A 19,511-nucleotide genomic window follows, 5' to 3' on the forward strand; every position below is an offset into this window, starting at 1 on the left:
ATCCTGCTTAGCGCGTGTGCGTACTTATATGCTAAGTAAAATATGTGTGACTAATTAATTCAGAATAGACACTTAATCGCGGTGGAACGTTTACGATAACCAAGGTCTCCGCGTCTAGTTGTTTGCTCTGATGGAGTAACCATGGATAAAAGGATTTTACATCTCGAATTTGGCCGCCATTTTTATGGTGGCGCGAAACAGCTTGAGTATCTGGTCAATGCCGAAGCACATACCGGTAATACTGAACACCACATCGCGTGTCCGGAGGGTAGTGACCTCGCAAGGCAGTTGAAGGGGCAATCATGCACGGTGCATCCCATCAGTTACGAGCGTGACATTGACGCAATGGTCGTACAGCGTCTAAAGACACTCATTGACGATATCAAGCCGGATCTTATTCATATACACAGCCGACATGGCGCCGATGTATGGGGCGCCATTACGTCCCGACTGACCGGAGTCCCGGCTATTTATACCCGGCGCACCGATGACAATGAGTCTGCGCTATCCAGGCTGAAATACTCGCAATTCAAAGCCGTAGTCAGCGTGTCTGAAGGCGTTAAAAAAGTGGTTTCGAAGCTTTGTCCTGACGATGTACTGCAACCGGTCATCTATCCGGCAATCGATACCAGTGAGTTCACGTTTTCACTCGATAGAGAATGGTTAAATAAAACATTTTCTGTACCGGGGGACCACAAAGTCGTGGCAAATATTTCTCAGTTGACGGAGCGTAAAGGCCAGGGCGACCTTATCCTTGCGATGCGAAACGTGTTAGAAGCCAGCGACAAGATAACCTGTCTGATATTCGGTGAGGGCCCACAGAAGGAAAATTATCAGTCGATGATCGACCGTTACGATCTTAATGAACACGTTAAGCTGTGTGGCTTCTCAGAGAATGTTTCCCGAATTCTGCCCAATATTGACGTGCTGGTGCATCCTGCATACTCAGAGGGCTTGGGCTCTATTTTATTGCAGGCAGGCGCGACCAAGCGGATGGTTATCGCCTGCCCTTGTGGTGGTATCAGCGAAATAATCAAACACAACGAAACCGGAATACATGTCGATGTAGGCTCGCCTGATACGTTAAGCGAACAAATCACACTGGCGCTGGAGAAGCCAGAGCGTGCAAACGAGTTTGGGCAAAAACTGTTTGAATGGGTGCAGGATAACTTCAATGTCTCGGAGATGGCACAAGCCTATGATGACTTGTACACCCAGGTTATTCAAAACGAACAAGACAAGGAGCAGGCTACAAAATCAGAGGCATAAAAAAAGCCGCTACAAGAGCGGCTTTTTTAAAGACTTAGAAAAGTCAGAGCTTATACGCCTGCTTTTTCTACAACGTCAACCAGAGTCCAAGTTTTGTTCTTGGAGATAGGACGACACTCACGTACTGTGACTGTATCGCCTTGGTTAGCAACGTTGCTTTCGTCGTGGGCGTGGATCTTAGTAGAACGCTTGATGAACTTCCCATAGATAGGGTGCTTAACGAAACGTTCAACTACAACAGTAATGGTTTTATCCATCTTGTTGCTAACCACACGACCTTGTACTGTACGAATTTTTTGCTCAGTCATTACGCATCAGCCTTTTGAGTCAGAATGGTTTTAACACGCGCGATGGTACGACGCACTTTTCTCAGCTGGTCGGTTTTTTCAAGCTGACCAGTTGTGTGCTGCATGCGCAAGTTGAACTGTTCGCGTAGCAGGTTTAACAACTCTGCGTTCAGCTCTTCTACGCTTTTTTCTTTCAGTTCAGTCGCTTTCATTACATCACCGTCCGAGTTACAAAGGTTGTCTTAAATGGCAGTTTTGCCGCTGCCAATTCAAACGCTTCGCGTGCGAGTTCTTCAGGAACACCTTCCATCTCGTACAAAACACGACCAGGTTGAATCTGGCATACCCAGTACTCTACGTTACCTTTACCTTTACCCTGACGAACCTCAAGAGGCTTTTCAGTGATTGGCTTGTCTGGGAAAACCCGAATCCAGATTTTACCCTGACGCTTAACGTGACGAGTCATAGCACGACGCGCGGCTTCGATTTGGCGTGCAGTCATGCGACCGCGGCCAGTTGCCTTCAGGCCATAGGTACCGAAGCTTACTTTGCTACCTGCAACAGCAAGACCACGGTTACGACCTTTATGCATTTTACGAAATTTCATGCGTTTTGGTTGTAACATGATTTAGCCCTCTCGCTTAGCGCTGCGGCCTTTCTTCTTAGGCTGAGGAGGAGTTGGCTCCTGGTTCGTAGGCAATCCACCCAGAACTTCACCTTTGAAGATCCATACTTTAACGCCGATGATACCGTAGGTAGTTGACGCTTCTGAGGTTGCGTAATCAATGTCTGCACGGAAAGTGTGCAGTGGAACGCGACCTTCACGGTACCATTCAGTACGGGCAATCTCTGCACCGCCTAAACGACCGCTAACTTCAACTTTGATACCTTTAGCACCAAGACGCATTGCGTTTTGTACCGCGCGCTTCATAGCACGACGGAACATTACACGACGCTCCAGCTGGCTAGAGATGCTATCAGCGACTAACTGACCATCCAGCTCTGGCTTGCGTACTTCCGCAATGTTGATCTGAGCAGGCACGCCGGCCAGCTTAGATACATGATTACGCAGCTTTTCTACGTCTTCACCTTTCTTACCGATGACAACGCCAGGACGAGCAGTGTGAATAGTTACACGGATGCTCTTCGCAGGACGCTCAATCACGATCTTAGACAGTGAAGCGTTCTTCAGTTGTTTTGTCAGATACTGACGTACCTGATGATCGTTATACAGGTTATCTGCATAGTCTGAGGTATTAGCGTACCAGGTAGAAGTCCATGGTTTGCTGATACCCAGGCGTATACCTGTAGGATGTACCTTCTGTCCCATTATCTACTCCTAGTTATCCGCTACAACCACAGTGATGTGACTGCTACGCTTAAAGATACGATCTGCACGTCCTTTCGCACGTGGCTTGATACGTTTCATAGTTGGGCCTTCATCAACAAAGACTTTGGCAACAACTAATTCGTCGATGTCCGCACCTTCGTTGTGCTCTGCGTTTGCAATCGCAGATTCCAAAACTTTCTTAATCAGCGCTGCGCTTTTTTTCGGGCTGTACGTCAGAAGCTCAAGAGCTTTCTCTACGTGCATACCGCGAACCTGATCCGCAACCAAGCGTGCTTTTTGAGCCGACGTGCGGGCGAAACGATGTTTAGCTAATGCTTCCATTTTCCTATCCCTTAACGTTTGCTTTTCTTATCCGCGACATGGCCGCGGTAAGTACGCGTTGGCGCAAATTCGCCCAACTTATGACCGACCATTTCGTCACTGACTAATACAGGAACGTGCTGGCGACCGTTATGGACCGCAATGGTCAACCCAATCATATCTGGGATGATCATAGAACGGCGTGACCAAGTTTTAATTGGTTTACGCTCGTTCTTTTCCACTGCAGCCTCTACCTTCTTCAGCAAGTGAAGGTCGATAAATGGACCTTTCTTGAGAGAACGTGGCATGGTGAATCCTCGCTTTTACTTGTTACGACGACGTACGATAAGCTTATCAGTACGCTTGTTGCTTCGGGTCTTCTTACCTTTAGTAGGAGTACCCCAAGGTGATACTGGGTGACGGCCACCTGAAGTGCGTCCTTCACCACCACCGTGCGGGTGGTCTACCGGGTTCATGGCAACACCACGAACAGTAGGACGAACACCACGCCAACGAGTGGCACCGGCTTTACCCAGAGAGCGCAGCATGTGTTCTGCATTACCAACTTCACCGATAGTGGCGCGGCAATCAGACAATACTTTACGCATTTCGCCAGAACGCAGACGTAGAGTGACGTAATTTCCGTCACGCGCAAGGATCTGAGCGTAAGCACCAGCAGAACGTGCAATTTGTGCACCTTTGCCAGGCTTCATTTCGATAGCGTGTACAGTAGAACCTACTGGCATGTTACGCATTGGCAAAGCGTTACCCGCTTTGATTGGTGCGTCAGAACCAGACTGAACTTTATCGCCAGCCTTCATACCTTTAGGCGCCAGCATGTAGCGACGCTCACCGTCTGCGTACAGCACAAGTGCAATGTTAGCAGAACGGTTTGGATCATATTCTAAACGCTCAACAGTGGCTGGAATGCCATCTTTGTTGCGTTTGAAGTCAATCACACGGTAGTGATGCTTGTGACCACCGCCGATGTGACGAGTTGTAATACGACCATTGTTGTTACGGCCGCCAGACTTGCTGTTTTTCTCCAGCAGTGGCGCATATGGTGCACCTTTGTGAAGGTCGTGATTAACAACCTTAACAACGTGACGACGACCGGCAGAAGTTGGCTTAGCTTTCATTAATGGCATTTCTAATCCCCTTCTTACTCAGCGCCACCGACAAAGTCGATGTCCTGACCTTCTTTAAGCGAAACGTACGCTTTTTTCCAGTCGCTGCGTTTACCGAAAGACATACCGTGACGCTTGGTTTTACCCTTAACGTTTACAGTACGAACTGAATCAACTTCAACCTCGAACAGTTTTTCAACTGCTGCTTTGATTTCTGCCTTGTTCGCATCTTTCGCCACTTTAAATACAACTGTGTTACCCGCTTCAGCAGCCATGGTCGACTTTTCTGAAACGTGAGGTGCGCGTAGCACCTTCAGTAGACGTTCTTCATTCATGCTAACGCCTCCTCAAGTTGTTTCACTGCATCAGCAGTCATCAGCACTTTTTCGAATGCGATAAGGCTAACTGGGTCGATGCCTGCTACGTCACGAACGTCAACCTTGTACAGGTTGCGTGCCGCAAGGAACAGATTCTCATCAACTTCAGGCGTAACGATAAGAACGTCGTTCAGTTCATATTCGTTAAGCTTAGCAATCAGAGACTTTGTCTTAGGTGCGTCAACACCGAACTTCTCAACCACAATCAGACGATCTTGGCGAATCAGTTCAGACAGGATGCTCTTAATCGCACCACGATACATTTTCTTGTTAACTTTTTGGTCAAAGTCACGAGGCTTGGCAGCAAATGCACGGCCACCACCAACCCAGATTGGGCTGCGGATTGTACCGGCACGGGCACGACCAGTACCCTTTTGACGCCATGGCTTCTTACCACCGCCACGTACTTCTGCGCGAGTTTTTTGCGCTTTTGTACCCTGACGAGCGCCTGCACCGTAAGCAACGACTACCTGGTGTACCAGGGCTTCGTTGAAATCACGTCCAAAGGTCGCTTCGGATACTTCAAGAGCGCTTTGCGCGTCTTTCAATGTTAATTCCATCAGTTCACTCCCCAGACGTTACGCTTTAACAGCTGGCTTGACGATTACGTCATTGCCAGTTGCGCCAGGTACGGCACCTTTAACCAGGATCAGGTTGTTCTCTACGTCGATACGAACCAGTTCCAAAGACTGCGTAGTCACTTGTTTGTTACCAAGTTGACCAGCCATTTTCTTGCCTTTGAATACTTTACCTGGTGATTGGTTTTGACCAATTGAACCAGGAGCACGGTGAGACAAAGAGTTACCGTGAGTCATACGCTGTGAACTGAAGTTCCAACGCTTGATTGCACCAGCAAAACCTTTACCTTTTGATGTACCAGTGACATCAATTCTCTTAGTGTCGTTGAAGATTTCAACGGTGATTTCACCGCCAACTTCCAAATCGGCACCTTCGTTATCTTCCAGGCGGAATTCAACAAGACCACGACCAGCTTCAACACCAGCTTTAGCAAAATGACCTGCTTCAGCTTTGTTAACGCGGTTCGCTTTCTTGGTTCCAGCAGTAACCTGAAGAGCGCGATAACCGTCTGTTTCCTCAGAACGGATCTGAGTGATACGGTTTGGGGTCGCTTCAATAACAGTCACAGGGATAGACGTGCCATCTTCAGTGAAGATGCGAGTCATACCCACTTTACGACCGACTAGACCAATCGCCATTGTTATAACCCTCTCTTGTTAGCCCAGGCTGATTTGAACATCAACGCCGGCAGCCAAGTCCAAACGCATCAGCGCGTCAACTGTTTTATCAGTTGGTTCGATGATGTCTACCAAACGCTTGTGAGTACGGATTTCGTATTGATCACGCGCGTCTTTGTTGACGTGCGGAGAAATCAGAACTGTATAGCGTTCTTTGCGAGTAGGCAGAGGAATTGGACCGCTGACCTGAGCACCAGTGCGTTTCGCCGTTTCAACGATTTCAGCCGTAGACTGATCGATCAACTTGTGATCAAACGCTTTCAAACGAATACGAATTCTTTGATTTGGCATCGATTAAGCTCCAATCGAAAGAACAAAAAAATTCACCTTTTCTCTCCCTTTAATTTGGGAAGAAAAGATGTGCGTAAACCGATGGTTCCCAATCGGAACCCTGTTCTTTTTTCTAGCACGCTTGCAACAGGTGAGTCGTAAAGACTTTCTCCGCTACGTCGGCAACCACCCTAAAAGCAGTGAGGTCGCGGCTAAAAACGTATGCTCGTATTGAGCAGTGGGCGCGAATTATACAGACATGCCGGGGCAATGCAACTGCAATACGCAAATAAATTGCTTAAATTCTGATCTTCAGACGAGCAGACTCAGGAGGATACATCAGTAACATGTCAAACGGTGGAGCTTTGCAGTTCCACGGGCCAAAGCCGCTACTTATTATTTGGTGGAATCGTATCGTCTTGAGGGCTGTTTGCCCACATTATTATTGGAGAAAGAAGAGTTGCCAGGAATTCTGCGTCGGTTACTTTTTGTCATAGACAGTATAGTAGTGGTGTTTGTTGGTAATTTAATAAAGGCGGTTGAATCACTTCGCCCCGGTGTAATAACCAGCTTTCTGCTTCTGCTGTGTGCGACTTCCTTTTAGCTATTTCTCAACAGGCGGTGGTTAACAGGCAGGTGGTAAGTACTCTATGCAATGGTCCGTTATCGGCGCGGCTAATTGTTATGGTGCGTGTTCGCTGCAAAGCGTTAAGTGATACAACAGACATTTGGTTTATTCACTAACTGCGGCTTAATGCCTTTTCCTGCGAAGACTGTTGTGGCGTGGTTGGCTGATTACATGGGATTACTGAATTCCTTTTTAGCGACAGCCAAGAGGCCGGCAATCCAATGCAGCAGTATATGCTCGCAGGTTTTCGCATTCCTTTGGATTGTCATTAATATAACCCCGGACGCAGGCAAACTTGATCGCTTTTCAACGAACCACTACTACATACATATACCGATTAGACCTTTATGCTATTGCTGATAGGTAAACAACGTTATATGGTGCGATGCATACGTAACGGTATTTTTGAATATGAATAATTGGTTACAGCACCAGAAAAACTGGTAATGTTAACAGGTTGCACCAACTCGTCGGACACGAATATTACGCATGTTAGACACAAGTAGTCAGCAGAAAACGCTGGATCAAATAAAGAATATCCTCAGCAATCATTCGTCATTGATGGATGCTTACAGCAAACTAGAGCCCATCATCCTTAAGATGTTCGGCGCTAAGCGTATGAGTATTTTTCAGCGTCGCCGGCAACACCAGGATCTAGTTGCGCGCTTTAAAACCGGTAAAGAAACACTGGAAATTAAAGTGCCAATCAGCCCGATGTCAATTGCGGGGTATGTGGCCTTATCGCAATTGCCACTCATGATTTCCGATCCTTACAACGCTGAAGAGCTCAAAGAAATCCATCCGCGTCTGCGCTTCGCCGATAAGTTCGATAAAAACAGTGACTTTAAAACCACCAATATCCTGTGTGTGCCTATCCTCAATGCGGGAGTAATGATGGGCGTGCTGCAAATCATTAACAAGCAACAGGGATCGTTTGATGATGCTGATTTGGAAATGGCCCAGGAGCTTACCAATATTCTGGGAACCAAGTTCCGCTTTGAGCTTGGCGGGACTAATAACCCTTTCGATTTGCTGCTACATCAGAACACCATTTCAGAAAAAGCACTGAAAGAGCTGGTTGACTCGTCTCAGGATATACGTCAAATAATTCAACGCCTGATTTCAGAGCATCGTATTTCAGAAGACCAGATAGGAAACTCACTTTCTATCCATTATCAGGTGCCGTTCGTTCCTTATTTGCCTGACAAATATCATTTATATCAGAGTGACAGTCGCCTGAACCTGTCCTACCTGAAGCGGAATTTCGTCGCCGTTATCGCAGATGTGCGTGACAACCCGATTGTCCTGATGGCTGAGCCAAACAATGCCGCGCTGCTAATGGAAATAGAAAGTGCGCTGGGCATCGACAGCTACGATATCGCCGTAGGGCTTCCTAACCAAATCATGCACTATCTCGGTGAAGGTTCTGGTGGTGGAACGCCTGGCGAGATGAGTGAAATTCTCGACGAGATTGGTACTACCGCAGAAGAGAAAGACGACCAGTTTGATGAGCTATCAGACGACGCGCCTGCGGTAGTGCGTTTGGTGAGCCGTGTTCTTCAGGATGCTAAACGCCTGAATGCATCAGATATTCACGTCGATCCGGAGAAAAACGCTCCCACCCGGGTGCGTATGCGTATCGATGGCGTATGTCGTGATATGAGCCAGGTACCGCACTCGCACCACAGCGCGGTAATTGCCCGTATTAAGATTATGGCCAACCTGAACATCGCTGAGAAACGTGTACCTCAGGATGGAAAGTTGGCATTCAGAATGGGCGGACAATTGGTTGAAGTGCGGGTTGCCACGATACCAACTGTGGCTGGTGAAGGCGTGGTTATGCGTATCCTTGCCTCCGGTGGTGCGATGCCAATCGATAAGATGAACCTGGCACCGTCTAACATGACCCGTCTGGAAGACATGATTAAAAAACCCCATGGCATCCTGCTTGTTGTTGGACCTACCGGTTCCGGTAAAACTACCACACTGCATGCTATTTTGGGCTATTTGAACACCCCGGATAAGAAGATCTGGACGGCGGAAGATCCGGTGGAAATTACGCAACCCGGCCTTCAGCAGGTTCAGGTCAGCCCTAAAATTGGTTTTACCTTTGCCAACGCACTGCGGGCCTTTCTGCGGGCTGACCCCGATATCATTCTGATTGGTGAGATGCGTGATAAAGAAACCGCGCATGCCGGTATCGAAGCGTCACTTACCGGTCACTTAGTATTATCTACACTGCATACCAACTCTGCGCCTGAGACCATTACTCGTCTGCTGGACCTAGGTCTGGATCCGGTCAACTTCTCAGATGCGTGTGTGGGTATTTTAGCCCAGCGTCTTATCCGTACGCTTTGCAGTAAATGTAAAGAGAAATACACTGCGTCGGAGCACGATATTGCGTTTATCAAACGCCAGTACGGCGAGAAATTCCTGGAAGAATTGAACTTGCCGCAGCCTATGCAACTGCATAAAGCAGTAGGTTGCGACGAGTGCGGCGATACCGGTTATCGTGGCAGAACCGGTGTACATGAACTGTTAGGTATGACGCCAGAATTACGCTCGTTGATTTACAAAGAAGCCAGCGTGGCAGAAATGAAGGCGCAGGCTATGCATGATGGTATGCGTACGCTGGCCCAGGACGCCATCTATAAAGTGATCAAAGGTGACACTGATATTGCGCAGGTGCAGATTGTCAGCGGAGATTAGCGCGTTATGAGCCCAAAGCAGTTCGCATTTGTGCTAGCGATGCTGGTGCTGAGCTGCTTTTGGATATCTAACGCCCATGCTGGTTGTGCCGTCATCTCGCCCAAACCAATTGCTGCCTCAGAGCCCATCCCGTTAACACTTGGCACCCAAACGTTTGTCCTTTCCTGCCAGCTTGAGCAGGTCTCGGTATTACATTTTCCTATGGATATTGTCACTACCGCCAGCCTGACAGACAAAAACGGGCAAGACTTTAACCCCCTGCGTAGTGCGCGCAAAGCGTTTATCATTCCACAAGGTAGTTATACGGCGCGACTCACCGTCGAGGCTCAGCGGGAACGTTTTCTGAATATCATTGTTGAAAATGCCGACGACGCGCAGTATCGCAACAGCGTTCATCTGGTAATGCTAAGTCTGTTCTCGGGTTTTTGTCTGGCGCTGGCAGTGTATGTCGGGGTACTTGGCAGCAGCATCAATAACACGGCTTTCTATGCTTACAGCGCCTACATCATCAGTGCCGGGCTGTTCTTTCTCTTTCAGGAAGGGATCCTGAATGTCTTTTTACCCGGCTCGGCGTGGGTGAACTGGGTAGAAGTAAAATACGTGTTTGCCGGATTAACGGTATTTACCGCACAACGCTTCATTGCAAAATTGCTGGAGTTTCGCGCCATCCTCCCTCGCTGGCAGTTGCTGGCGCTGAAAGGCGCCGCGCTGGTTGTCCTGTTACTGGCGGTATCTCATAGCGTTGTCTCCCTAAATATGTCTGCTGTGCTGGGCAAGGTTATGGGCGCACTGACGTTACTGATCATTGTGTTTATTACCGCTGCTACCGGCTTTGCCATGAAGCGCAATATCGCCAGTGCCGGGCTGGTGATGATAGCCATGATTATTATGCTATCTGCGATGGTCCTGCGTGTTTACCTGCACGATATCAGCCCATTTCTGCATCGGTATGCCCTTATTTTTGCTGTAGCCATTGAGTCGCTACTGTTGGCAGTGGCCGCAGCGGAGAAAGTGAAAAAACTGGGAGAGGAAAGGCACCAGGCATTCATTCGCGCCAGTATGGATCCGCTTTGCCCCGTGTTAAACCGGCGCGGTTGGGAATCGGCAGCATTGACGATGCTCAACAGCCACAAGGGCAACAATGGCTTTCTCAGTGTTGCGTTCATTGATCTGGATGACTTCAAAACGATTAATGATACTTACGGTCACAGTATCGGTGACGATGCGCTGAAAGTAGTATCGCAGATACTGATTAATCAGTGTCGAGAGCAAGATCTGCTGGGGCGCTTCGGTGGCGATGAGTTTGTGGTGTTATCCCACTGCTTCAGTGAAAAGCAAGCGAGGCGCTTTATCGAGAGAATAGCGCAGCGAATGAGTGAACTGACCCTGCACATTGGTGATAATTACATAAAAATGGGGGCCAGCGTGGGTGGCAAGGTAGTGCAAACACCGCAGCATAATCTTGAGCCATTATTACAGGCCGCCGATATGGACATGTACAATAAAAAGCGTGAGCGCCATCAGCTGAAATCGGATAGCCTGACCGAGTAGCTAGCGGGGCTAGATAATCCTGAACAGTGCAAGTTGTTTAGAGCGCCAGAGCGTAACAAGTCAGGTAATTCAAATAAACGCGTTTGCCGCTGGCCGGGGCCAGGCTTGGATATCGCAACCGGCCCCTTACCACCATGATTCGCTACAAAGTTATTCCGGTTTCACCAGCTTTATACGACCAAATACTGACGCATCGATATAGCCAAGGTTTTTATCACCGTTAACGGGCTCTATCTCATGCGAGCCCATAAAATGCTCTCGCGTATCCCCTTCATCGGCGTCGCAGTAAGCCAGCATAAATCCGACTTCTTTGTCTTGTGACAACGCCACGGGCTCACCCGGTGCGGCGGTGGTATAGGTATCCGGATACAGTCTGTACGCCACTTCCCACGTCATTGCATAGGGCGTGGTGTCGGCGCGCTGCCAGGCGCTGTCTACATGGTCGTTTAACAGAATAACACCACGGTTATCGTTCTCGGTATCGCCAATATCTGCAACATTACCGTCCAGCGCGATGTGGTAGGCAAACGCGTTGTGATTAAACTGGTGTTTACCGCCGGACGCATCTTCATCAACAAAGATTTCTACGCAATCATCGTCCCAGTACTGGACTCGCGGGTCTGGATGCGAGTCGCGCAGCACATCGTCAATCACTTCCAATAACAGGTACATCTGCTCTTCATCCCACAGCAGCTTATATCGCCCGGAAAAATCCGCAGGTACCGGCACGTCGCCAACAATGTGATGGTCCAGTGCGTGCCATTGCGCTTTACTCCACGCCTGCTCTGTCACTTTCCCGTCGATAACAATCGGCTCGGAGGTATAGTGAACCGAAGTGGTTTCCGCTGAAACGGGCACCATCAGGCTGCTAAGCGCCATTCCTACACCCAAATGTACAAGTTTTTTCACTTCAGTCTCCTTAAGTGTGTCGCGTAATTATTACACAGATTATGGCGCACAGCCGTGTTCTGATGAATTTTACCTTACCCTAACCGTGACCAGTAACGATAGTGGTTATTTTTCCTATCGTATTCTTTTATTTGGTTTTTTCAACTACTCAGCAGGCGCTTCCGCAGGCGGCTTGTACCAAACTGGCACTTCTGATGCTTGTTTGTTTATGTGAGAAGACTGAGAGCAGTATAAGTATGAGGCAATCCAGCCTGAAAGCCGGACGAGAGATGCAGTCATTCCGGCGACAAGGTGGTTGAGAGGACAGTATGACAGTAACAACGTTACCTAATGATGCAATAGCACAGGTTCAGGAGCTGGCAGCAGAAGACACACGTAACCGTGTACAACCAGCCAGTGAGACAGATACGTCGCCTAACGGAAACCAGCGTGAGGGGAACCCCGCCGGCGCGCCTACCGATCAACTGCAAACAGCGGAACTGGAAGCCAGACTGGACGCACTTCGTCAGCAGCGCTCGCAACGTGAGCAGGCTCGTGAACAAGCAGAGCAGCGCGTCACGCAGCGCCAGGCACAATTGAATGATGCTCAGCCACAGGCTTCTCAGCCGTTGCCGCAACAGGATTTTCCCGAACGCCCAACTCAACCCCCGCAGCCAGGCGATCAGCAGGTGCGTGGAGACATCACGCAGGCGCAGCAGCAACAGGCTCAGGTTGCCGCGCAGCGTACTGACACCACCGATACCGTACAACAGGAGCAGGTACTTCGCACCGAGCAGCGAATTCAGCAGGATGTTGAACAACGCGAACAGCGTCAGCAACGCATTGCACAAGAGGCGCAAAGCGAGGAAGAAGAGCTGGCAAGACGCATTCGTGAAGACGTTGAGGCGCGCGAGGTAAGACAAGAGCAGACCGCTCAGGAACAGGTTCGTGAACGCGAGGCTCAGCAGCGCGATACCACGCAGCGTATTATAGATGAAGCAAGGGAAGAAGCCCGTGAGCTTCAGGAAGAGGCCAGAGAGGCACAACGCGCCGAGACAGAGCGTTCAGAGGCGCAGCGCGATCAAGACCGGACAGAAGCTGAAAACCAGCAGGTTGATGCGGCGGTAAACCCAGCCACACAGCCTGATTCAGCTAACCGTGTTCAGTCGCAGAACGCTACAACAACATCGCAGGACGCAGTAACCTATTCCTCTCAGACACAATCGATTATTGAAGAAGTAGGCGAGCAACAAACCACGCAAACCACAGAAGAGCTGATTGAAACACTGCGTGAAGAGGCCGAGGCGCTGGAAACCTTGCTTCGCCAGCAGGCAGCCGGGGATGTTCTGCCCGACCAGGAACTTGATGCCGAATTAAATGAAGTACGCGAAAGCCTGCAGCAGGAAGTTGAACGCAACGCACGCCGTCTGCAGAATAATCAGCCTGCGGCCACCCGGCTTGGCAATTTTATTGACCAGGTGAGCTAACGCTTATTCTGCAATTTAACGATGAGATGTAGTTATGTTGCAGAAGATGCCCCGGGCGAACCGTGGTGCTGTAGCAATGCCATTAATGATTGCTGAGCGCGCCTTGTAGTAACACTGGCTTAACCAGTAAACATGTCAGATGCTGGCTGTTTTATTTGCGGTTATAGTGTGATGCGAACACACACTCAGTGTTCAATGGCCGACTAACAGTTATTGGCAGGAAATGCGACAACGCGCAGATAACAGGCGTTGTCACATGGCAGGCAGTTGTTTAGGCTAGGTTAGCAGCGCGCTGTCTACCTCAACGAACTTCTCGAACTGCGGCTTGGCGAAATAGTAGCCCTGCTGCTTTGTTATCCCGATATCGGCCAGACAATCACGCTCGGCGCGGGTCTCAATGCCTTCTGCCAGCACATCAATGCCCAGCTCCTGACACAGGTTATACAGATGCGACACAATAACGCGTTGTTTTTTATCTTTGTCGATATCACGCACCAGACTCATGTCTACCTTAATCATATTGGGCGACAATCTGGCCATCCATTCTAAATTGGCATAGCCCGATCCAAAATCGTCCAGCGCGGTTCTGAAGCCCATCGAGTTATAGTGGTTAATGATGTTTTGCAGGTGCGCAAGGTCTGCGATGTGGTCGGTCTCTACCACTTCAAAGCTAATCTGCTCGATTGGGAAACCATACTTCTCAGCGGCTTTTAACGTAGTACGAATGCAGTGTTCAGGCTTATAGATAGCGCCCGGCATAAAGTTAATGCTGAGAATTTTATCCATGTTGGCTTCTGCGGCCAGCGCAATGGCTTTTACGCGACAGGTTTGGTCGAACCGGTAGATATTCTTAGCCGTTACCTGATTAATGACGGTGTAGGCAGGCTCGCCATTTAATCCCCGAACCAGGCTTTCGTAACCAATTACCGACTTACTTTGCAGATCGACCAACGGCTGGAATGCCATTGAAAAGTCGAAATCCAGCGCTTCACCATTACGGCAGGCATCACAGGACAGCTTTTCTGCTGACTCGTCGGTAGCGTAGGCGGGTAATTCTTTAACGGCGATATTGTCGAGGCGCAAGCGTCCTCCTCTTACTTGTCATACATTAAAATAGTTTAACGTCGTGCTTTGAGAAAACAAGCTTCGTCTCTTATACCGTCGTCAACTATCGATTTCCTGCATATTTTATGTTCTCAGCGTCGTTCAAAAAACTGTTAACGCTCACAGTTTGTCCTCTTAGTTCAGGGATGATGATTTCACTATTGCCTCATCCTGATAGCACTTAGGCGACTTGCCGTACTTTTGTTTGAAGCAACTACTAAAATAAGACGGTGTACCAAAACCAACACCGTAGGCTACATGTGTGATTTGCTCACCACTGGCTAGTCTTACGCCGGCTTTTGTTAACCTGTGATTTCTGAGAAATTCTGTAAAGGAAGTACCGAACAAATCTGATACTTTTCGGTTCAGTTGCCGCTCACTAATAAGCAACAGGCTCGCGGCGTCCGCCCTTCCCCACTTTTCATTAGGGTAATTCTTTTCAACCACTGCTAAAAAGTTTGTATAGAACTCCATGTCTTTTCGGCTGGCAAATTGAGGGATATCTTGCGCTTCTTTGCCAGCTACTGAAGGTTGATTAAGTTCTATGTGCTCGGATATTTTGTTTCGGTTGCTTAATATGTTTCGAATTTTAATTAACAATTCGTCACCATCGAAAGGCTTAGTAATAAAGTCGTCAATTTCCTGTTCCCAAGCAGACGACTTTAGCTCCTTATCCTCATGCGCAGTCAACATAACAAATGGGATAAGATTTAACGTTTCCGACTCTTTTATATGCTTTGCGAGATTGACCCCGTTAAGGTGAGGCATTTCAAGATCACTGATGATTACATCCGGTTGATAAACCTGCAGCACATCTATTGCATGCTGACCATTTCTTGCTGTGACACAATTGTAGTAGGGCTCAAGGAGGTTGCAGAGGTAAAACCGCATATCCCGGCTGTCGTCTACGACAAGAATTAAAGGCTTTTCTCTGTCGAGCTCTTCAATGTCGACCTGCTCTTCTACCTCATCATCTCCACTGTAGTCAGCGAGCGGTACCCATTCTCGCTCTGGGGGTAGTGCGATTTCAGAACAAGTCACTGGCAGTGTGACAGTAAATGTACTTCCTTCACCTTCTTTGCTCTTTAATTCAACACTGCCACCATTTACCCTAGTAAGCTCTTTTACCATGGCGAGCCCAATGCCAGTTCCCTCTTCGCTCACACTATTTAACTGACTAAAGCGCTGAAAAATCGACTCGAAGTCGCTCTCGCTGATGCCGACTCCTTCATCAACAACCCGAATGGTTACGCTGTCCTCATCCACTTTTACCCGGACTCTAATGGTAGTTTTTGAGTCAGAATATTTACTGGCATTGACAACAAGGTTCGTGACTATTTTTTCCAGGGAGTCCTCGATAAGAATAAGAACGGCATCACCATCTACCTTCACATCAAGTACCTGCGACTTGAAGTCTGTAAGTGCCTGCATCTGAATACACAGCCCTTCAATACACTCCTTAATCTGAATAGGTTTACGTGGAAGTTTGGTAACTGACTCTAAACGCTCAATTTGAATAACCTGATTCACCAAACACTGAAGCTTATGCGCTTGATTTAATGCAATTTCAATCCGCTTCTTATTTGCTTTATCGTCTTTCGGGTTATCTCTTATTTCTTTGAGAGGCTCTCGAATAAGCATTACTGGTGACTTAATTTCGTGAGCAATGTCGCTGAACATTTTTTGTTTTTTTGCAATATCTTCTTTAAGTCCCATTAAACGCTCGCTTAAAACTTCATCCTTCTTACTATTTTTAAGCAATATTGCGTCAAAAGCTTCAGATAGCTTGTGCCGATACTTCCCTCTGAAAATATAAGCTATAGCAAACAAGATAAAAGCATAAATATAGAACGCGTACCAAGATAGAAGTGGTGGGGGTTCAATCTCGATTTTAAGATTTGATACCGGTTGCTTCTCGACGCTGTATGGATCAACCACTCTTGCTTGCAGGCTATACTCTCCGTAATCAAGAAGATCGATGACTACTCTACCAGAGGAGCCATCTAACACTCTCCATTCATCAAATAATCCGAGCATGCGATACTCGATATCCTGATCATATCTTGCTGTAAAATTGCTGGACGCCATTTTAATGTTAACTCGATCAATTAACCGACGTGTATATATGTTTGAAATGCCTTCGCTTAACGAAGCCCCCATCAAAAAGGTTTTATCCGGTCCTTCCACAGCGGTTACTTCTAAAAATTCAACATGACTTGTTCTATGTCGCTTTTCTTCTAACGATCGAAGAAGTTTTGTCTTATCGAAAATATATGAGTAACGGTCACCAACTACCAGTACGTTTGAGCTGCTTACCTCGTATATCCCTCTATACTCGAAATCAACGTCTACAACACCATCGTTGTCACCTATAAGATGCGCTATTTTATTTTTTTGATCGTAAACAAAAGCCCCTCGGTTTGTTGTGAACAATAGGTTGTTATCGTCAAGCCTCAAACCTCCACGAATGAACTTAGCAGCTTGCAGCTCACGTGCTGTGTCCCCAAGTATTTCATAACTACCCAGATCTAGGTTCAAAATGCCGCTACCGGATGTGCAGACCCATACAATATCTTCACCACTATCTAGTAAGCAGTTTATTTGTGAGAAACTTGTATTTGGAATTGGTATTTCTTTCCACGTTGCCCTCGAATGCTGTATGAAAACTCTCGCGTCATCCGTGGCAACAACCAGATCGTTTTTGTCCGTAAATAATAAATTTGTTACCTTTCCCGGTGCTTCATAAGTATCTACAACTTCTCCTTCTCTTATCTCGACTATTTCTTCTCTTCCTCCTCTCTCGATGTAGAGCAAAGCTCCATCTGTTAGCTCAAAAGATTTTATGTTTTCACCTTCACATAAAGCCTTTTTAGTTACTGCATAATTACTCTTACTTTGGTTAAGCAAGCTTTTTATCACTGCACAACCAAACTGCTCTAACTCTAATGAGCTTCGCTTTATAAAACCGTTATTGGTTGCTAGTTGATAGATGCCATCCTGTGTTCTGATATTGACATCACCTTTCACACGCTTGACATCTTTTATATTCCCGTAGAACGGTTTACCAGATTCGGATATGTAGTCAAAAGAAGTCGCTAGGTGGGGAATTATGATTAATCCCTTTTGAGACGATGCGAAGACAAGTTCTCCATTGGCTGTTTCGGATATGCTTGTCACAGACTCGATTGCCGCAGACGACAAGAATGGCTCTAAAAACTCTGGTTTGACAACCTTCCCCGCGACAGAATCTAATTTAAACAGGCCACCGGCCGCAAGCCACAATGAGCCTTGTTTATCCTGATAGATAGAATCAATCTCATATGACAGAGTTAATCCACTAGCAACGGGGTAAAATTGTATATTTTCTTTTTCAACACTGTAAATTCCCTCCGGCCCGGCTATGTAAAAGACGGAATCGATATATTCGATAAGAGAGATTTCGGTGAGTTTATCAAATTGCGGAAAACCGTCGTTTACCGCTACCTTTCTGGCGTTAAGAGAAGGGTCAAGAACAAATACCTGGTTATTAGCTACAAAGTAAACATTTCCCCCCGGGTCTTTTGTGAGCGAGTAGATATTTTCTAGATGCTTACCATCTACACTTACAATCTCTTTCACTACATCTTCTGACTTTTTGTCAAAAATTAATAAGCCAGTAATAGTTGACGCAATCAAATGCCTCTCTGTTTCTTCGACACTCCATACGTAGCCTATTTTGGGATGACTGCTCTGAAGAGTTCTCAGTTTATATCTTGAGGGATCATAATGATGGAGACCACTTCCATATTCAGCTATCCACAGCCCTCCGTCTTCAGATCTAGATAAGTCCGCAATAACGCCATTGCCCAGCAAGCTGGTTCTGTAATCAAATACTTTGGAGCTAGCTCCTACTACCGAAAATAAACCATTTTCAGCACCCAAATATATTTCACCATCTATAGTCTCAATGTCTCTGATAATTCCTGTGGTAATTCCTTCGAATCTGAGGTTTCCGAATTCTGAAAAGCCAGAGGCTTTCGCAAAGTTAAAAATTTGAGCCAGTACTACTGCAAAAAATGAGACATTTACAAAAAAAGTCACATCACCGCACTTCCTTGTCCTAGTTTTCATTTTATTACCTTTACATTTTACGTAACTTTAATTTGTGCCTTGATTTGCACGATTTTTAATCAGAGGATAATTTTTATGAATACAGAACAATTTTCAAACATGCAAGAGTTAAGTGAATCCGATTGCGAAACAATAACCGGTTCTGGAGGAAGGTTTATTTATTTGGAGGACTCTCTAAAACCTATTGAGGAACCTGTTCCGCACAGACCCCACAAGCCAAAAGGTCCAAAGGACGATATATAAATTCTAAACCAACCACCACCGCATCCCTGCACTCTCTGCAGCCATGCGGTCGTAGATAAAATCTCCCACGTACAGGCAGTGTTCTGGTGGGAGGTTCCACTGTGTTGCAATGTGTAAAAGGGCCGTGGGGTCTGGCTTTGGCGGGGCATCTTCGCGGGTAAGCACCAGGTCAATGGGCACCTGATTGTTCTGTAGCTTTATTGTTGTGGCTTGTCGGCAATTGCGCGTAACAATAGCCATGGGCAGCTTATGCTGCTGCACCTTTTCTACCATTTCTTTGCCTATCGGCAGCCATTTGGCGTTCTCTGCGTCTTCCAGTTCATGGTTCAGAATTCGCTGCTCGGCCTGCGCTTTGGTCTCGCTGCAGGTAATGGCAGCAACAAATTCCAGAATATCCTGATCCTGTGGACAGCCGATATCGTCGCGCATTCTGGTAAAGTTAAGGCTGGATTCCACCAGCGTGCCGTCCAGGTCGAATATCACGCCTTTGATGTTGGTTAAGTCCACGGTTACCCTCGTTGTTACAGCCTGCAATGGGGTAACCATGCCAGTTG

The 19,511-nt window shown here is 47.3% G+C and carries 19 protein-coding genes; 4 read left to right on the forward strand and 15 right to left on the reverse strand.

From position 1 onward, the window contains the following. The first annotated feature begins 141 nt into the window (after positions 1-141). The gene (locus JKP77_RS00560) at positions 142-1,269 is read left to right on the forward strand and encodes a glycosyltransferase family 4 protein (protein WP_218309260.1); all 1,128 of its coding nucleotides are present in this window, start codon (positions 142-144) and stop codon (positions 1,267-1,269) included. A gap of 50 nt (positions 1,270-1,319) precedes the next feature. On the opposite strand, the gene rpsQ is transcribed toward JKP77_RS00560, so the two are convergent. Genes rpsQ through rpsJ form a run of 11 tightly spaced genes read right to left on the reverse strand, consistent with a single transcriptional unit; the run spans position 1,320 to position 6,258 of the window. Continuing rightward, on the reverse strand, positions 1,320-1,577 hold the full coding sequence (gene rpsQ / locus JKP77_RS00565) for a 30S ribosomal protein S17 (protein WP_218309261.1): 258 nt from the start codon (positions 1,575-1,577) through the stop codon (positions 1,320-1,322). Then, a complete protein-coding gene (rpmC, locus tag JKP77_RS00570) occupies positions 1,577-1,768 on the reverse strand; it encodes a 50S ribosomal protein L29 (protein WP_218309262.1) in 192 nt (63 codons plus the stop codon). The genes rpsQ and rpmC overlap by 1 nt, the downstream gene beginning before the upstream one ends. Further along, positions 1,768-2,181, reverse strand: a complete 414-nt coding sequence (gene rplP, locus JKP77_RS00575) for a 50S ribosomal protein L16 (protein WP_218309263.1) — start codon at positions 2,179-2,181, stop codon at positions 1,768-1,770. The genes rpmC and rplP overlap by 1 nt, the downstream gene beginning before the upstream one ends. A 3-nt stretch (positions 2,182-2,184) precedes the next feature. Continuing rightward, positions 2,185-2,886: a 30S ribosomal protein S3 gene (rpsC, locus tag JKP77_RS00580; protein ID WP_218309264.1), complete on the reverse strand. Its 702-nt coding sequence runs from the start codon at positions 2,884-2,886 to the stop codon at positions 2,185-2,187. A gap of 9 nt (positions 2,887-2,895) precedes the next feature. Further along, positions 2,896-3,228 carry a 50S ribosomal protein L22 gene (gene rplV / locus JKP77_RS00585; RefSeq protein WP_218309265.1) on the reverse strand — a complete coding sequence of 111 codons (333 nt, stop codon included), beginning with the start codon at positions 3,226-3,228 and terminating at the stop codon, positions 2,896-2,898. Between the two features lie 11 nt (positions 3,229-3,239). Next, positions 3,240-3,515, reverse strand: coding sequence for a 30S ribosomal protein S19 (gene rpsS, locus JKP77_RS00590; RefSeq protein ID WP_218309266.1), 276 nt, complete (start codon positions 3,513-3,515; stop codon positions 3,240-3,242). Positions 3,516-3,530: 15 nt separating this feature from the next. Continuing rightward, entirely contained in the window at positions 3,531-4,355 is an 825-nt protein-coding gene (rplB, locus tag JKP77_RS00595; RefSeq protein WP_218309267.1) for a 50S ribosomal protein L2, read from the reverse strand. Between the two features lie 14 nt (positions 4,356-4,369). Beyond that, entirely contained in the window at positions 4,370-4,669 is a 300-nt protein-coding gene (gene rplW / locus JKP77_RS00600) for a 50S ribosomal protein L23 (protein WP_218309268.1), read from the reverse strand. Further along, positions 4,666-5,271 carry a 50S ribosomal protein L4 gene (gene rplD / locus JKP77_RS00605; protein WP_218309269.1) on the reverse strand — a complete coding sequence of 202 codons (606 nt, stop codon included), beginning with the start codon at positions 5,269-5,271 and terminating at the stop codon, positions 4,666-4,668. The genes rplW and rplD overlap by 4 nt, the downstream gene beginning before the upstream one ends. An 18-nt stretch (positions 5,272-5,289) precedes the next feature. Further along, positions 5,290-5,928, reverse strand: coding sequence for a 50S ribosomal protein L3 (gene rplC / locus JKP77_RS00610; RefSeq protein WP_218309270.1), 639 nt, complete (start codon positions 5,926-5,928; stop codon positions 5,290-5,292). 18 nt (positions 5,929-5,946) lie between these two features. Further along, positions 5,947-6,258, reverse strand: coding sequence for a 30S ribosomal protein S10 (gene rpsJ / locus JKP77_RS00615; RefSeq protein WP_010179497.1), 312 nt, complete (start codon positions 6,256-6,258; stop codon positions 5,947-5,949). A gap of 1,096 nt (positions 6,259-7,354) precedes the next feature. Between rpsJ and JKP77_RS00620 the strand changes: the two genes are divergently transcribed. Both JKP77_RS00620 and JKP77_RS00625 read left to right on the forward strand, forming a co-directional pair. Beyond that, entirely contained in the window at positions 7,355-9,574 is a 2,220-nt protein-coding gene (locus tag JKP77_RS00620; RefSeq protein WP_218309271.1) for a GspE/PulE family protein, read from the forward strand. Positions 9,575-9,580: 6 nt separating this feature from the next. Further along, entirely contained in the window at positions 9,581-11,125 is a 1,545-nt protein-coding gene (locus JKP77_RS00625; protein WP_218309272.1) for a sensor domain-containing diguanylate cyclase, read from the forward strand. 150 nt (positions 11,126-11,275) lie between these two features. On the opposite strand, the gene JKP77_RS00630 is transcribed toward JKP77_RS00625, so the two are convergent. Further along, complete coding sequence (locus JKP77_RS00630; protein WP_218309383.1) at positions 11,276-12,004, reverse strand: sugar-binding protein; 729 nt, start codon at positions 12,002-12,004, stop codon at positions 11,276-11,278. A 338-nt stretch (positions 12,005-12,342) separates the two neighbouring features. On the opposite strand from JKP77_RS00630, the gene JKP77_RS00635 reads away from it, so the two are divergent. Further along, entirely contained in the window at positions 12,343-13,500 is a 1,158-nt protein-coding gene (locus JKP77_RS00635) for a coiled-coil domain-containing protein (protein WP_218309273.1), read from the forward strand. Between the two features lie 276 nt (positions 13,501-13,776). Here the strand turns inward: JKP77_RS00635 and JKP77_RS00640 are convergent, their stop codons facing one another. The 3 genes from JKP77_RS00640 to JKP77_RS00650 all read right to left on the reverse strand — a co-directional run bounded on the left by JKP77_RS00640 (position 13,777) and on the right by JKP77_RS00650 (position 19,503). Beyond that, positions 13,777-14,583, reverse strand: coding sequence for an EAL domain-containing protein (locus tag JKP77_RS00640; RefSeq protein WP_246601008.1), 807 nt, complete (start codon positions 14,581-14,583; stop codon positions 13,777-13,779). Positions 14,584-14,739: 156 nt separating this feature from the next. Next, a complete protein-coding gene (locus JKP77_RS22640) occupies positions 14,740-18,684 on the reverse strand; it encodes an ATP-binding protein (RefSeq protein WP_218309274.1) in 3,945 nt (1,314 codons plus the stop codon). 276 nt (positions 18,685-18,960) lie between these two features. Continuing rightward, positions 18,961-19,503, reverse strand: coding sequence for an HAD family hydrolase (locus JKP77_RS00650; protein WP_218309275.1), 543 nt, complete (start codon positions 19,501-19,503; stop codon positions 18,961-18,963). Positions 19,504-19,511: the final 8 nt, after the last annotated feature.

It is taken from the genome of Alteromonas antoniana (genome assembly GCF_019249295.1).
Lineage (GTDB): Bacteria > Pseudomonadota > Gammaproteobacteria > Enterobacterales > Alteromonadaceae > Alteromonas > Alteromonas antoniana.

What these genes read in the sequence shown, in the direction of transcription:
- rplC (WP_218309270.1), bottom strand. Translation starts at nt 5,928, where the DNA reads ATGGCGATTGGTCTAGTCGGTCGTAAAGTGGGTATGACTCGCATCTTC.
- rplV (WP_218309265.1), bottom strand. Translation starts at nt 3,228, where the DNA reads ATGGAAGCATTAGCTAAACATCGTTTCGCCCGCACGTCGGCTCAAAAA.
- JKP77_RS00630 (WP_218309383.1), bottom strand. Translation starts at nt 12,004, where the DNA reads ATGGCGCTTAGCAGCCTGATGGTGCCCGTTTCAGCGGAAACCACTTCG.
- rpmC (WP_218309262.1), bottom strand. Translation starts at nt 1,768, where the DNA reads ATGAAAGCGACTGAACTGAAAGAAAAAAGCGTAGAAGAGCTGAACGCA.
- rplW (WP_218309268.1), bottom strand. Translation starts at nt 4,669, where the DNA reads ATGAATGAAGAACGTCTACTGAAGGTGCTACGCGCACCTCACGTTTCA.
- rpsS (WP_218309266.1), bottom strand. Translation starts at nt 3,515, where the DNA reads ATGCCACGTTCTCTCAAGAAAGGTCCATTTATCGACCTTCACTTGCTG.
- JKP77_RS00625 (WP_218309272.1), top strand. Translation starts at nt 9,581, where the DNA reads ATGAGCCCAAAGCAGTTCGCATTTGTGCTAGCGATGCTGGTGCTGAGC.
- JKP77_RS00635 (WP_218309273.1), top strand. Translation starts at nt 12,343, where the DNA reads ATGACAGTAACAACGTTACCTAATGATGCAATAGCACAGGTTCAGGAG.
- rpsC (WP_218309264.1), bottom strand. Translation starts at nt 2,886, where the DNA reads ATGGGACAGAAGGTACATCCTACAGGTATACGCCTGGGTATCAGCAAA.
- JKP77_RS00650 (WP_218309275.1), bottom strand. Translation starts at nt 19,503, where the DNA reads ATGGTTACCCCATTGCAGGCTGTAACAACGAGGGTAACCGTGGACTTA.
- rplD (WP_218309269.1), bottom strand. Translation starts at nt 5,271, where the DNA reads ATGGAATTAACATTGAAAGACGCGCAAAGCGCTCTTGAAGTATCCGAA.
- rplB (WP_218309267.1), bottom strand. Translation starts at nt 4,355, where the DNA reads ATGCCATTAATGAAAGCTAAGCCAACTTCTGCCGGTCGTCGTCACGTT.
- rpsQ (WP_218309261.1), bottom strand. Translation starts at nt 1,577, where the DNA reads ATGACTGAGCAAAAAATTCGTACAGTACAAGGTCGTGTGGTTAGCAAC.
- JKP77_RS00560 (WP_218309260.1), top strand. Translation starts at nt 142, where the DNA reads ATGGATAAAAGGATTTTACATCTCGAATTTGGCCGCCATTTTTATGGT.
- rplP (WP_218309263.1), bottom strand. Translation starts at nt 2,181, where the DNA reads ATGTTACAACCAAAACGCATGAAATTTCGTAAAATGCATAAAGGTCGT.
- JKP77_RS00620 (WP_218309271.1), top strand. Translation starts at nt 7,355, where the DNA reads ATGTTAGACACAAGTAGTCAGCAGAAAACGCTGGATCAAATAAAGAAT.
- rpsJ (WP_010179497.1), bottom strand. Translation starts at nt 6,258, where the DNA reads ATGCCAAATCAAAGAATTCGTATTCGTTTGAAAGCGTTTGATCACAAG.